The sequence below is a fragment of the Arthrobacter sp. TJ-266 genome, assembly GCF_058269115.1.
The window spans coordinates 450,544-463,956 of sequence record NZ_JBZCNC010000002.1; the positions used below are offsets into that span (position 1 = coordinate 450,544).

Here is a 13,413-nt window from a genome sequence, read left to right on the forward strand (position 1 = left end):
AGGGAGTCCTAACCTTTTACGGCGCCGGTGAGTCCGCCGACGATGCGACGCTCGAACAGCGTGAAGAATATGAGTGCCGGAATCATGGACAGTGAGGTGAAGGCGAGAACCTTCGCCGTGTCCACCGAATACTGCGAAGCGAAGGCCTGGACGCCGAGCGGCAGGGTGTACGTCGCCTGGTCGCCGAGGATGAAGAGCGGCAGGAGATAGCTGTTCCAGCTCGCCACGAACGCAAGGATGCCCGTCGTCACCACGCCGGGCAGTGACAGAGGAACGACCATCCGGAAGAAGAAGCCCAGACGGCTGGTCCCGTCGATCGACGCCGCCTCCTCGATCTCGTCGGGGATGGCCTTGAGGAACGGCACCAGGATGATGATCGTCACCGGCAGGCCGAAGGCGATCTGCGGGAGGATCACGCCGGCCAGGCTGTTCATCAGGCCCAGTTCCCTGACGAGGATGTAGAGCGGCGTGATCGCCACGGTCATGGGGAACATCAGCCCGGCGGCGAACAGTGAGTACATCGCCCCTCGGCCGGCAAACCTGTATCGCGCGAGGATGAAGCTCGCCATCAGGCCGAGCACCACCACTCCGACGGTCGTGGCGAGCCCGGCGATCGCAGAGTTGCCGACCTGCCGCCAGAAGGTGGAGCTGGCGAGCACCTCGGCGTAGTTGTCGAGATTCCACGGGTTCGGGAATCCCGCGGGCGAGTTGGTGATCTGCGAGTTGTCGCGGAACCCCCCGAGGATGATGTAGATGACGGGTCCGAGACAGAGTGCGATGAAGACGAAGGCGATGAAGTAGGTCGCCGGGCTCCCCCACTCCTGGCGGTCACTCCGCGAACGCTTCGTGGCCGGGCGCCCGGGGGCTTCGAGAACAGCCATCACTTCTTTCCTTCTGTGAGGGCACCTGCGGTGTCGCGTGAGAGAACGAACCGCTGATAGATCAGTGCGATGGCAAGGGAGATCAGGAACATGACGACGGCGACAGCACTGCCGAAGCCGAAGTTGCCCGACGTGCGGCCGTTGGCGACCATGTAGGTGGCCATGGTGGAGGTCCCGGCAGTGGAGGCGACGTACTGGCCCCAGATGATGAAGACGAGGTCGAACAACTGGAGCGAGCCGATGATGGACAGGAAGGCCCAGATCCGTAGCGTCGGCCCGAGGAGCGGCAGCGTGATGGTGCGCTGGATCTGCCAGTAGCTGGCCCCGTCGATCGCGGCCGCCTCGAACAGTTCGTCGGGGATGCTCTGCAATCCGGCGAGGAAGAGGATGACGGCGAAGCCGATGTACTTCCACGAGATGATCACCATCAGGGACCAGATGGCGATACTCGGATCGGAGAGCCAGTCCTTCTGGAAGGCTCCCAACCCGATGCTCTCGAGCACTCCGTTGACCGAACCGGATGTCTGCAGCATGAGACCCCAGCCGATGCCGACGATGACCTCGGAGATGATGTACGGGACGAAGATGAGGACCCGGATGATCGAGCGGCCGCGGATCTTCTGGTTGAGCAGGAGCGCGAGGACGATCGCAATGGGTCCCTGGATGACCAGGGAGAGCACCAGGATGAACCCGTTGTGCCGCAGCACATCGTGGAACGCGCTGTCCTGGAGGATGATCAGGTAGTTCTCGAAACCGACGAAGTCGGTAGCCGGCCCGAAGCCCTTCCAGCGAAAGAAACCGTAGTAGCCGGCCAGGACGACCGGGAAGATGACGAAGCTGACGAAGACGACGATCGCCGGCCCGGCCAGAAGGGTGATCTCGAGGCGCTTGCGCCAGTCCGTCGCACGCCGTCTGGGTCGCGGTTCGGCAGGGGACGCCGCGTAAGCGCCGTCCCCTGCCTCAACCGTGTCCCGCGGCGGTCGCTGGTCCGTCATCGACGGAGCGCCCCCTGCAGGTTCAGTCATGATCCGCTGCTAGCCCTTCGCCGCTGCGTCGCTCATACCGGAGACGATGTCCTCGGCTGTGCCCTGACCGGCGAACATGTCGACGGCGCCCTTGTTCAGCGCGTTTCCGACGTTCTGTCCGAAGAGGGTGTCGAGCCACACGGTGACGTACGGTGCCTCGTTGTACGCCTCGAGGATCGACTGCAGCGCCGGGTCGGTGACAGCTGCCTGGGCGTCCTGGTTGGCGGGGATCGTCTGGAACGCCGCCGCGTAACCTTCCTGCTGCTCCTGCTGCATGAAGAAGTTCAGGAATGCGGTGCATTCTTCCTGGGGGGCCTGAGCGGAGCAGGTGAAACCGTCGACACCGCCCATCATGGCGCCGGGCTCACCGTCGCCGCCGTCGACCTCGGGGAACGGGAACCAGCCCAGGTCCGGCAGCGGCTTCTCGTCAGGAGTCAGTGAAGCGATGACACCGGGGTTCCACGCTCCCATGAGCTCCATCGCTGCCTTCTTGTTCGCGAGGAGTCCGGCCGAGCTACCCGCGCCCTGCTGCGCCGAGGTGGTGAGGAATCCGTTGTTGAACGGCTCCGTGTCCACGAACTCCTGCAGGTTCTCGCCGGCCTCCAGCCAACATGGGTCGTTGAACTCCATGGTGTCGGCGGCCGTGTTGATGGCGTCCTGCGAGCAGGCTCGCACCGCGAAGAAGTAGTACCAGTGGGCTGCGGGCCAGGCATCCTTGGCGCCGACCGCGATGGGGTCGATCCCTGCACCCTTGAGGCCGTCGACGGCGGAACCGAGCTCGTCGATGGTGGTCGGTGTTCCTTCGACGCCCGCTTGGGTGAGGAGGTCCTGGCTGTAGTAGATGCCACCGGGAAGAAGGGCGGTCGGCATTCCGTAGATCTTGCCGTCGACCGCGAAGGCGTTCAGCACGCTCTCGGGCACGGCGGCTGTGGTGGCGTCGTCGATGGAGTCCGTGATGTCCATGGCCTGTCCGGCCGCAACGACGTCCGCGAGCTTGCCGCCGCCGCGCGCCATGAAGATGTCGGGTGCATCGCCGGAGTTCAGCGCCGTCTGGAGCTTCCCGTCCATCTCTTCGTTCTGGATCGACTGGATCTCGATCGTGACTCCCGGGTTCGCCTCCTCGAAGGATGCGACGGTGTCCTCCCAGTACGCCTTACCGGCGCCTGTGGTCGAGTTGTGCCAGAACGTCATGGTGACGTCGCCACCTTCAGTTGCTCCGCTGTCGGAGCCACATGCAGACAGCCCGCCGAGGGCGAAAGCTGATACCGCCCCAACGGTCAGCAGCTTCCTCATGTTTTGCTTGTTCATCTTTGAACGCCTCTCGAAAGTTTCGACATTTTCGTCGAAGACACCTAGTGTGTGGTGAGCGTAACAGTGACAACCCGGGGAGGCGCAAGCCTTTCCCGCAACGAATCAGGATCGGACCCTCATGATCGACACGAGTCGCAAGGTCAAACTCAACGAATTGGCCGACGCGGCGGGTGTTTCGCTCTCCACGGTCTCCAAGGTGCTCAATGGGCGGTCGGACGTGTCAGCGCGGACGCGGGCCAAGGTCGAACAGCTTCTCGTCACGCACGGATACCAACGACGTGCGGGCCTACCCAGCAGGGACACCCTGATCGAGCTCGTTTTCCCCGAACTCGAGACGGCTTGGGCCATGGAGATCATCCGTGGAGTCGAAAATGTCGCTCGCGCCAACGAATTGAGCGTCGTCCTCACGGAATCCGGTGATCGCCACTCGCCGTCCCCCGCCTGGCTCACCGGTGTTCTCCGACGGCGCCCGGTCGGGGTCGTACTCGTCTTCGCCGATCTCGCGGCAGAGGCGAAGGCCATCCTCCAGTCCCGCGCCATTCCGTTCGTCATCATCGACCCAGCCGGGGACCCGGCGCCGGATGTCCCTGCGATCGGGTCGGCGAACTGGTCCGGTGGCCTCGTCGCTACTCGCCATCTCATCGAACTGGGCCATACGCGGATCGCCGCGATCACCGGACGCGACGACATGATGTGCTCCTTCGCCCGCGTCGACGGCTACCGGTCAGCGATGAACGCGGCCGGCATCGGAATCGATGCACGCTTCGTGCGCTTCGGTAACTTCCAGGTCGACGGCGGCCGCAGCATCGCTCTCGAACTCCTGACGCTACCCGAGCGCCCCACAGCGATCTTTGCGGGGAGCGATCTTCAGGCGCTCGGCGTCATCGAGGCTGCCAGGACCCTCGGGCTCCGTGTGCCCGATGATCTGTCCATCGTCGGCTACGACGATCTGCAGCTCGCTCAGTGGTCCAGCCCTGCGCTCACAACCGTGCATCAGCCGCTCACCGCGATGGCCGAGGAAGCGGCGCGGCTCGTCATCCGCATGAGCAAGAGCACCCTCACAACCATCCCCCGGATGGACCTGGCAACGCGGCTCGTGATCCGTGAGAGTACGGCCGCGCCTACTACCGGCTGACGGGCGAGACCGCGGCGAACGGGAACCGGCCCATCTGCATCGACGGCCAGATTCCAGCCGATCGCGCATTCCGACGCACATCGATTCTGGTCATCCTTATTGTGCTTTATCACGGCGTATCGTTAGCGAACTTCCAGGAGGCGGGGTCACATGAACCATCAGGAGAAAAGCATGCAGGGCTTGAAAGTACTTTTTATCGGCGGTAGCGGAATCATCAGCGCCCACTGCACGAGACAGGCAGTCGACGCAGGAATGGACGTCTATCTCCTCAATCGCGGAACCACCAACCTGCGTCAGATACCCGTGAGCGTCACCACTTTCGTCGCCGACTCCCGGGACAAGCAGTCCGTCCTCGATGCGATCAGTGGTCACACCTTCGACTGCGTCGTCAGCTGGGTCACCTTCACTCCGGAACGGGTGAAGCAGGACATAGAGATATTCGCCGGACGAACCGGACAATACGTCTTCATCAGTTCGGCATCGGCATATCAGACACCGCCTACACATATGCCCGTCCTCGAATCCACGCCGCTGAGGAATCCTTTCTGGGAATATTCACGCAACAAGATCGCGTGTGAGGACCTCCTTACTGCGGCCTATCGCGAGGAGGGATTCCCCATGACGATCGTCCGGCCGTCCCACACCTACGACGAGACCCTGATTCCCTTCGACGGAGGATGGACCGTTGTGGAACGTATGCGCGCCGGGCGACCCGTCATTGTGCCGGGAGACGGAACGTCGCTGTGGACGATCACACACAGCCGCGATTTCGCGAAAGGCTTCACGGGTCTGCTCGGAAATACCTCCGCGATCGGTGAAGCCGTGCACATTACCGGCCAGGAGACGCCTTCATGGAATCAGATCTACACCCTCGTCGCGGAAGCTGCCGGCGTGCCGAATCCTGTTCTGGTCCATGTGCCGTCGGAAGCCATTGCCGTAGCGGACCCCGAATGGGGTGCAGGGCTGTTGGGCGACAAATCCCACACGATGATCTTCGACAACACGAAAATTCGCTCACTCGTCCCGGGATTCATCGCCAGCACCCCCTTCAGTCACGGCGCGCGGGAGATCATCGCCTGGTACGACGCGGACCCGGCGCGCCGAACAGTGGACGCCCGTATGGACGCCTTGATGGACCGGATCGCGTCAGCGTACGCCCCACGTCCGCTCTGACACCCGACAGCGCTCCCGGGGGACCCGAATACAGACACGTTCCGAGTACAGACAAGTTGGTGCACATGAAGCTACCGTCGGGGCCAGTCCTGGCCGGCACATACCCGGATCCAAGCATTCAGCGAGTGGGTGAAGACTATTACCTGGTGACATCGACCATGGAGTACTTCCCTGCTGTGCCGATGTTTCACAGCACCGATCTTGTCTCGTGGACGCAAGTCGGGCACGTGATAGATCGAATCGATCAGCTGGATCTCGCGACGGTACCAAGTTCGGGAGGGCTTTTCGCCCCCACGATCAGGTGGGCACGGGGCACCTGGTATGTCGTGTGCACACTGGTTCACGGCGAAGGTCGGCAGGGGAACTTCCTCGTGACGTCGACAACCCCGACTGGTCCGTGGTCTGAACCGATATGGCTCGACGATGCACCTGGCATCGACCCCTCGCTCTTCTTCGACGATGATGGTCGAGCGTGGTTCGTCGGGACTCACCTCGCTGAAGAGCCCGACTGGCCGAGTCAGACGGTGGTGTGGATGCAGGAGTTCGATCTGAAGTCCTCCCGCCTGACTGGCCCGAAATACAACCTTTGGCACGGCGCCCTGGAAGGCGCAGTGTGGGCAGAAGGACCCCACATATATCGGCGGAACGGCTGGTATTACCTGCTCGCCTCGGAAGGTGGCACGGAGTTCAGTCACGCGATCTCGGTGGCGCGCAGTCGGTCTGTCACGGGCCCGTACGTCGGCTATTCTGCTAATCCTGTGCTCAGCCACCGCCACTTCGGCCGAGAACATCCAGTGACGAATGTCGGCCATGCCGATCTGGTGGAGACGCCACAGGGAGACTGGGTAGCCATGCTGCTCGCTGCTCGTCCTTCTGGCGGATACCATACGAATCTCGGCCGCGAGACGTTCGCCGTCGAGGTTGCATGGGAAGAGGATTGGCCTGTTTTCGCCCCTGGGATCGGACAGGTTCTCGCTGCTGACCCGGCCCCGAGAGTAGCGCCGCACATGCCGGATGCCCTCGAATGGAATCAGATCCGTAACGCCCGGGCGCTAGGAGCGGTCATTGATGTGGCTGCCGCCACGGTCGCACTTCCACCGGATCCATCGCCACTGTCCGCTATCGGAACTCCATCATTTCTCGGTGTGAGACAGAAGCACCACTGCGCCGACTTCACAGCGATGGTCCCTCTCATCAAGGGCGCAGGTATTGCAGCACGGCAATCCGAGGATGCCTATCTACTTGCAATTCGCGATCACGATGCAGTGCGTGTGTGGCGATCCGGGGAACTCGTCGCTGAATTACCCCCGGGCTCCGGTCCCATCACTCTCCGGACCGACAACCAGGACTACACCGTCGTATGTGGCGGACGTCAGATAACCGTGGACGGGCGCTATCTGAGCTCAGAGGTAGCGGGCGGCTTCCTCGGCGTCTGGTTCGGCGTGGTCGCCATCGGCGTCTCAGAGGACCCCGTGGTGTTCCGGGGCGTTTCATACGCGGGTGGTTAGCTCTTCAGGTCATGCTCGGTCGAGCATCCGACCATCGTGGGTGACCATCAGCAGCCAACAAAGATCAAGCGCACGGCTTACGGCACTGCGTGCCGCCCGTCAGGCCCCGATGTACTCAGCGAGGTGCCGTCCGGTCAGCGTGGAGCGAGCCGCGACGAGTTGCGCAGGCGTGCCCTCGAACACGATCGTGCCGCCGTCGTGCCCGGCACCCGGTCCGATGTCGATGATCCAGTCCGCGTGCGCCATGACCGCCTGATGGTGCTCGATCACGATGACGGACGTCCCCGAGTCGACCAGGCGGTCGAGCAGCGCGAGCAGGTTCTCGACGTCGGCGAGATGCAGGCCGGCGGTGGGTTCGTCGAGCACCAGGACACCGCTCTTCTCCCCCATGTGCGTCGCGAGCTTCAGGCGCTGCCGCTCGCCGCCGGAAAGGGTTGTCAGGGGCTGACCGAGGCTGAGATAGCCGAGACCGACGTCGGAGAGCCGGCTCAGGATGGCCCGGGCCGCCGGGACCTTCGCCTCGCTGCTGCTGAAGAACCCGAGCGCCTCGGTGACCGGCATGGCCAGGACCTCGCTGATGTCCTGGCCCGCGAGCTTGTACTCGAGCACCTCGGCCATGAAGCGCTTGCCGTTGCAGACCTCACACGTCGTGGCGACGCCGGCCATCATCGCGAGGTCGGTGAAGATCACCCCGGCCCCGTTGCAGGTGGGGCATGCGCCCTCGGAGTTCGCGCTGAACAGCGCCGGTTTGACCCCGTTGGCCTTGGCGAAGGCCTTCCTGATGGGTTCGAGCATGCCGGTGTAGGTCGCGGGATTGCTGCGGCGTGATCCCTTGATCGCGGTCTGGTCCACGGCCACGACGCCGTTGCGGCCGGCCACCGAACCGTGGATGAGCGAGCTCTTGCCCGACCCTGCGACGCCCGTGACGACGCACAGCACGCCGAGCGGGATGTCGACGTCGACATCGCGGACGTTGTGGGAGGTGGCTCCCCTGACCTCCAGGTTCCCGCTCCGCGCGCGCACTGCGGACTTCAGCGTCGCGCGGTCGTCGAGGTGACGTCCGGTCAGCGTCCCGCTGCGGCGTAGCCCCTCCACCGACCCTTCGAAGCAGATGGTCCCGCCGGCGGTTCCGGCGCCCGGTCCGAGGTCGACGACGTGATCGGCGATCGCGATGATCTCCGGCTTGTGCTCCACGACGAGGACGGTGTTGCCCTTGTCCCGGAGTTGCACGAGGAGTTCGTTCATGCGCTGGATGTCGTGGGGATGGAGACCGATGGTGGGTTCGTCGAAGACGTACGTGACGTCGGTGAGCGAGGACCCGAGGTGGCGGATCATCTTGGTCCGCTGCGACTCACCGCCGGAGAGCGTGCCGGAGGGACGGTCGAGGCTGAGGTACCCGAGCCCGATGTCGACGAACGAGTCGAGCGTCTCCCCCAGGGCCTTCAGCAGCGGCGCGACCGACGGCTCCGCGAGCGAGCGGACCCAGACGGCGAGGTCGCTGATCTGCATCCGGCATGCATCGGCGATGCTGACGCCGTCGATCCTCGAGGAGCGCGCGGCCTCGCTGAGCCGGGTCCCCTCGCACTCGGGGCACGCCGTGAAGGTCACGGCGCGGTCCACGAAGGCCCGGATGTGCGGCTGCATGGCCTCGCGGTCCTTCGACAGCATCGACTTCTGCATCTTCGGCACCAGGCCCTCGTAGGTGATGTTGATGCCGTCGACCTTGATCTTCGTCGGCTCCTTGTAGAGGAGGTCCTTCAGCTCCTGCGCCGTGAAGTCCCGGATGGGTGTGTCAGGGCTGAAGAAGCCGGTACCGCTGTAGATCCGCCCGTACCACCCCTCCATGCTGTAGCCCGGGATGGTCAGCGCCCCCTCGTTGAGGGTCTTCGAGTCGTCGTAGAGCTGGGTGAGGTCGATGTCCGTCACCTTGCCCATGCCCTCGCACCTCGGGCACATGCCGCCGGTGACCGTGAAGCTCCGGCGCTCCTTGACGGTGGTGCCACCCCGCTCGATCGTGACCGCGCCGGCCCCGCTGATCGAGGCGACGTTGAACGAGAACGCCTGCGGTGAGCCGATGTGCGGCTGCCCGAGCCTGGAGAAGACGATCCGGAGCATCGCGTTGACATCGGTGGCGGTGCCGACGGTGGAGCGGGGATTGGCCCCCATACGCTCCTGGTCGACGATGATCGCAGTGGTCAGCCCCTCCAGTAGGTCCACCTCCGGACGGGCGAGGGGCGGCATGAACCCCTGCAGGAACGCGCTGTAGGTCTCGTTGATCATGCGCTGGGACTCGGCAGCGATCGTGTCGAAGACGAGGGAGCTCTTGCCCGAGCCGGAGACCCCGGTGAACACCGTGAGCCGCCGCTTCGGGATCTCGATCGTGACGTCCCTGAGGTTGTTCTCACGGGCGCCCTGGACCCTGATCAGGTCGTGACTGTCGGCTGCCACCCGCTGTGGCCGGCCGGTACCGCTGATGTCTGCCGTGGTTCCTGCCGTGGTGTCTGCGGTGATGTCAGTCATGGCACGTCCGTTCCTCGGCGGCGTTACCGCTCCCTCGTGATTCCCAGGTCCTCCGTCGGCGACCCGTTCGATTCTCCGTCGTCACGCCGTGGCGGACAAGAAGGGCCCTGCCCGTTCCTGTCCGCATGTGCGAGGGTGGGTGGATGAGCGCCCACTCCCCCATTGACGCCGCGGGATCGCCGTGACGGCCCTCGCCGACCTGGTCGACCTCGTGCTCGCAGACGATCTGCCGCCCATCGTGACCGCCGGACATCCCGTGCTCAGGGCCTGCGCGCAGCCGTTCGACGGGCAGCTCGACGACGCGACCCTGCGGCGTCTCATCGAGACCATGCGGCGTGTGATGCACGAGGCACCCGGCGTCGGCCTCGCGGCACCCCAGATCGGCATCCCCCTCCGTATCGCCGTGCTCGAGGACGCCGGATCGCCGGACCCCGAGGCTGCCGTGGCCCGCTCGCGCTCGCCCCTGCCGTTCACCGCCGTCATCAACCCGGCCTACCGGCCGGAGAACGGCTCTCTCGAGGTGTTCTACGAGGGTTGCCTCTCCGTCCCGGGCTACCAGGCGGTGGTGGGGCGCCACCGCAGCGTCGCCCTGACCTACACCCGGCCCGACGGCGCGGTGGTCGACGACGTCCTCGAGGGCTGGGCGGCGCGCATCGTCCAGCACGAGACGGATCACCTCGACGGCGTGCTGTACCTCGACCGGGCCGAACTGCGCTCGCTCAGCTCCGACCGTGAACACCATCGCTGGAGCCAGCCGACGGTCGCGGATGCCCGCCGGAGCCTCGGCTTCTGACCGAGGCTCCGCCGGGGACCGGCGGACAGGGCATCGGGCGGATCAGCCGCCGGTCCGGACGCCGTCCTCAGCAGAATCCACGGCAGAATCCACGGCAGAATCCGCCGCAGGGTTCGCCGCGGTGGGCAGGTACTTCGACCACCACCGCAGGATGTGCTCGAACCGCTGACGGCGGTGCCAGGGCGAGCCGCTCCGCGAGAGCTCGTGCGTCTCCCCCGGGAAGATCAGCAGCTCCGTCTCGACGCCCTGCTTCCGCAGCGCCGTGTAGTAGCGCTGCGCCTGCTCGATCGGGCAGCGCAGATCCTCCTCGGAGTGGATGACGAACGCCGGCGTCCGCACGCTCCCGATCTTCGCGAAGGGGTTCTGTGCCGCGATCTGCGCGGGGTCCGTCCCGGTGTACTGCTCCGAGAAGAACCAGCCGATGTCCGAGGAACCCACGAACGACGGCGGGTCGAGGTAACCGCGCTCCACGATGGCCGCCTGGAAACGGTGGTCGTGGGCGATGGTCCACGCCGTCAGGTAGCCGCCGTAGGATCCGCCCATCACCCCGAGCCGCTCCCGGTCCATGGTGCCGTACTCCGCGAGCGCGCCGTCGAGGAAGGCCAGGACGTCGTCGAGGTCCACGGTGCCCATGGCCTCCTTGATCACCCTGCCGTGCTCCTGCCCGTAGCCGGCCGCCCCGCGTGGGTTGCACAGGAGCACGGCGTACCCGGCTGCGGCGTACACCTGTGCCTCGTCGAAGTAGCCCCAGCCGTACTGCGCGAACGGGCCGCCGTGGATCACCAGCAGGACCGGATGGGGGCCGTCCCCCTCGGGCTGCACCACCCAGCCGTGCACCTGTGTGCCGTCGGGTGCGGCGTAGGTACGCTCCTCCGGCTCGGCGATGCGCGTCTCCGAGCGCAGCCGGGAGGAGAAGTCCGTGAGCGGACGCAGGGCGCCGCTGTCCACCACCGCGACGTCGCCCGAGGTGGACGGGTCGGTGTAGGAGGCAACGACGACGCCCTGCGCCGTCGCCGCGGCCGTCACGACCGTGGGGCCCGAGACGAGGACCTCGATCCCGCCCGACGCCGTGACGCGCAGCAGTTCGCCCGCGCCGCGGGAGCGGTTGACGACGAGGACGGAGTCCGGGCCGTCGGTCACGATCTCCTGCACGTCGCCGAGATCGACCGTCTCCGGATCCGTGAGGCGCCGGAGGTCCGTCGGATCCCCGGTCGGAGCAACGTACAGGGCCGTGTTGCGGGCCACGAAATCGAGGCCCGACGGGGAGAGGTCGTTGGCGAGGAAGAAGAGCCATGCACCGTCCGCGCTGGGCTGCGGCGCACTGCAACCGAGGCGCGTGCTGCCCTTCCCCACGGTGGAGGCCGTGAGGTCGCTGCCGTCGAGCGCGATGGAGTGGATGTCCGATGCCAGCACGTCGTCGGCGTCGGGCGTGAGCGACGCCGTGAACAGGATCCGCGTACCGTCCGCGGAGAACACCGGGTCGAGATGGTCGGCATCGGCCGAGGTGAGCTGCGTGGCGGCGGGCACTGCGCCCGTGGCCGGGTCCGCACCGGTGGCGTCGGTGGTGGCGTCTGTCTCCTGCTTCAGTCGTCCCACGGCCTCGTAGTGCGGCTCGGCGTCCACGTCCGGCAGGTCCACCGTGAACAGGTGGGAGCGCTTGTCGGCCGTGTACCCCAGGCCGTTCATCCGGTACTTGTTGACGGTGACGAGCCGGGGATCCTCGAGCCCGGCCGTGACGCCGTCGAGCGTCCCGTACCGTCCGTGCTCGGGCACCCGGGCGGAGAAGGCCACGGTCCGGGAGTCCGGCGAGATGTCGAAGCCGGTGATGCCGAGCGGCTGGTCGGTGACCTGGACGGGCTCCCCGCCGCCGGCGCGGAGCGCGAACAGCTGGGGCTTCCCGCCCGGTGCTGCCCGCAGGAACAGCAGGAGTCCGCCGTCGGGCGTGTACTGGGGGGCCGTGTCGCGGAAGCCCCGCGTCAGCCGCCGCCGGCCGCCGTCGAGCGTCAGCTCCCAGAGCTGGCCGACGTAGGCGTCGGCCCGGAAGTCGGGACGCGTGGCCGCGACGACGACGCGCGTGCCGTCCGGGTGGATGGTGGGCGCACCCGTGGTGGTCAGGAGTTCGAGCTGATTCGATTTCACCCTCCTGACTGAACCGGAAACAGTGGCCTGAGTCAACGGTTACCGCCCGTCGTCTTTCGTAGGATGGAAGGATGCCCGCCCTCCCCCTCGGACTCCTCCTGTGTCCCGTCTGCGGGCAGGGCCTGCTGCGCCTCGACCGCGCCCTCGCCTGCGCCGACGGCCACCGGTTCGATGCGGCACGGCAGGGGTACATCAACCTCATGACCGGGAAGGGCTCCCCCTTCAGCGGCGACGGCCCCGAGATGGTCGAGGCCCGGGAGCAGTTCCTGGGCCATGGCTCCTACGGCCCACTCCGCGAGCGGATCGTCGACGCCGCTGCCTCCGTGCACCGCCCCGCCGTGGCGCTGGACGCCGGAGCGGGCACGGGTTACTACCTCGAGGCCCTGACCTTGAAGGAAACGGAGGTCTTCCCCGTGGCGCTCGACGTCTCGAAGGCCGCCCTCCGCCGCGCGGCCCGTCGACTGCCGACCGGCGTCAGCCTGCTCTGGGACCTGTGGCGGCCCCTGCCGATCGCCGACCGATCGGTGGACGTGCTGCTCAACGTGTTCGCGCCGCGCAACCCCGGGGAGTTCGCGCGCGTCCTCTCGGACGCCGGCCGCGCCGTGGTGGTCACACCGCGTCCCGGCCACCTGGACGGGCTCCAGGATGTCGGGCCGCTGCTGAACGTGCCCCCGCAGAAGGCCGACGACGTCGTCGCCGCGTTCGACGGCCTGCTCACGGAGGCGGGGCGCGAGGACCTCGACTACGAGATGGTGTTGCCCGGGTCGCTGGCCCGCTCCGCGCTCCTGATGGGACCCGCCGCACACCACCTGCACGGGGCGAGCGAGCAGGACGACGCGCAGACCGCGGACCTCGTGGTCCAGGCCCGCTTCACGGTGCAGGTACTGGCCAGGCGTTAGGCGGGCCCGCGCCGCCGTCCACCCCACGT

10 protein-coding genes are annotated in these 13,413 nt (G+C 66.3%); 5 read left to right on the plus strand and 5 right to left on the minus strand.

The window, feature by feature from the left end:
* Positions 1–8: 8 nt before the first annotated feature.
* The 3 genes from AC4D12_RS06880 to AC4D12_RS06890 are packed head-to-tail and all read right to left on the minus strand — an operon-like array spanning position 9 to position 3,214.
* The gene (locus tag AC4D12_RS06880; protein ID WP_490949155.1) at positions 9–881 is read right to left on the minus strand and encodes a carbohydrate ABC transporter permease; all 873 of its coding nucleotides are present in this window, start codon (positions 879–881) and stop codon (positions 9–11) included.
* Complete coding sequence (locus AC4D12_RS06885; protein ID WP_490949507.1) at positions 881–1,876, minus strand: carbohydrate ABC transporter permease; 996 nt, start codon at positions 1,874–1,876, stop codon at positions 881–883. The genes AC4D12_RS06880 and AC4D12_RS06885 overlap by 1 nt, the downstream gene beginning before the upstream one ends.
* 39 nt (positions 1,877–1,915) lie before the next feature.
* Positions 1,916–3,214 carry an ABC transporter substrate-binding protein gene (locus AC4D12_RS06890; RefSeq protein WP_490949156.1) on the minus strand — a complete coding sequence of 433 codons (1,299 nt, stop codon included), beginning with the start codon at positions 3,212–3,214 and terminating at the stop codon, positions 1,916–1,918.
* A gap of 121 nt (positions 3,215–3,335) precedes the next feature.
* Between AC4D12_RS06890 and AC4D12_RS06895 the strand changes: the two genes are divergently transcribed.
* The 3 genes from AC4D12_RS06895 to AC4D12_RS06905 all read left to right on the plus strand — a co-directional run bounded on the left by AC4D12_RS06895 (position 3,336) and on the right by AC4D12_RS06905 (position 7,033).
* Positions 3,336–4,352: a LacI family DNA-binding transcriptional regulator gene (locus tag AC4D12_RS06895; RefSeq protein WP_490949157.1), complete on the plus strand. Its 1,017-nt coding sequence runs from the start codon at positions 3,336–3,338 to the stop codon at positions 4,350–4,352.
* A gap of 150 nt (positions 4,353–4,502) precedes the next feature.
* A complete protein-coding gene (locus tag AC4D12_RS06900; protein WP_490949158.1) occupies positions 4,503–5,525 on the plus strand; it encodes an NAD-dependent epimerase/dehydratase family protein in 1,023 nt (340 codons plus the stop codon).
* 65 nt (positions 5,526–5,590) lie between these two features.
* Positions 5,591–7,033, plus strand: coding sequence for a glycoside hydrolase family 43 protein (locus AC4D12_RS06905; RefSeq protein ID WP_490949159.1), 1,443 nt, complete (start codon positions 5,591–5,593; stop codon positions 7,031–7,033).
* 99 nt (positions 7,034–7,132) lie between these two features.
* Here AC4D12_RS06905 and AC4D12_RS06910 read toward each other — a convergent pair whose 3' ends face one another.
* Positions 7,133–9,553, minus strand: coding sequence for an ATP-binding cassette domain-containing protein (locus tag AC4D12_RS06910; protein ID WP_490949160.1), 2,421 nt, complete (start codon positions 9,551–9,553; stop codon positions 7,133–7,135).
* Between the two features lie 181 nt (positions 9,554–9,734).
* On the opposite strand from AC4D12_RS06910, the gene AC4D12_RS06915 reads away from it, so the two are divergent.
* Complete coding sequence (locus tag AC4D12_RS06915; RefSeq protein ID WP_490949161.1) at positions 9,735–10,346, plus strand: peptide deformylase; 612 nt, start codon at positions 9,735–9,737, stop codon at positions 10,344–10,346.
* A gap of 42 nt (positions 10,347–10,388) precedes the next feature.
* Here the strand turns inward: AC4D12_RS06915 and AC4D12_RS06920 are convergent, their stop codons facing one another.
* On the minus strand, positions 10,389–12,485 hold the full coding sequence (locus tag AC4D12_RS06920) for a S9 family peptidase (RefSeq protein ID WP_490949162.1): 2,097 nt from the start codon (positions 12,483–12,485) through the stop codon (positions 10,389–10,391).
* 71 nt (positions 12,486–12,556) lie between these two features.
* On the opposite strand from AC4D12_RS06920, the gene AC4D12_RS06925 reads away from it, so the two are divergent.
* Entirely contained in the window at positions 12,557–13,384 is an 828-nt protein-coding gene (locus tag AC4D12_RS06925) for a putative RNA methyltransferase (protein WP_490949163.1), read from the plus strand.
* Positions 13,385–13,413 lie beyond the last annotated feature (29 nt).

Excerpts from the sequence above, each read along its gene's own strand:
- AC4D12_RS06925 (WP_490949163.1), top strand. The coding sequence starts at position 12,557 with ATGCCCGCCCTCCCCCTCGGACTCCTCCTGTGTCCCGTCTGCGGGCAG.
- AC4D12_RS06890 (WP_490949156.1), bottom strand. The coding sequence starts at position 3,214 with ATGAACAAGCAAAACATGAGGAAGCTGCTGACCGTTGGGGCGGTATCA.
- AC4D12_RS06885 (WP_490949507.1), bottom strand. The coding sequence starts at position 1,876 with ATGACGGACCAGCGACCGCCGCGGGACACGGTTGAGGCAGGGGACGGC.
- AC4D12_RS06900 (WP_490949158.1), top strand. The coding sequence starts at position 4,503 with ATGAACCATCAGGAGAAAAGCATGCAGGGCTTGAAAGTACTTTTTATC.
- AC4D12_RS06895 (WP_490949157.1), top strand. The coding sequence starts at position 3,336 with ATGATCGACACGAGTCGCAAGGTCAAACTCAACGAATTGGCCGACGCG.
- AC4D12_RS06910 (WP_490949160.1), bottom strand. The coding sequence starts at position 9,553 with ATGACTGACATCACCGCAGACACCACGGCAGGAACCACGGCAGACATC.
- AC4D12_RS06905 (WP_490949159.1), top strand. The coding sequence starts at position 5,591 with ATGAAGCTACCGTCGGGGCCAGTCCTGGCCGGCACATACCCGGATCCA.
- AC4D12_RS06880 (WP_490949155.1), bottom strand. The coding sequence starts at position 881 with ATGGCTGTTCTCGAAGCCCCCGGGCGCCCGGCCACGAAGCGTTCGCGG.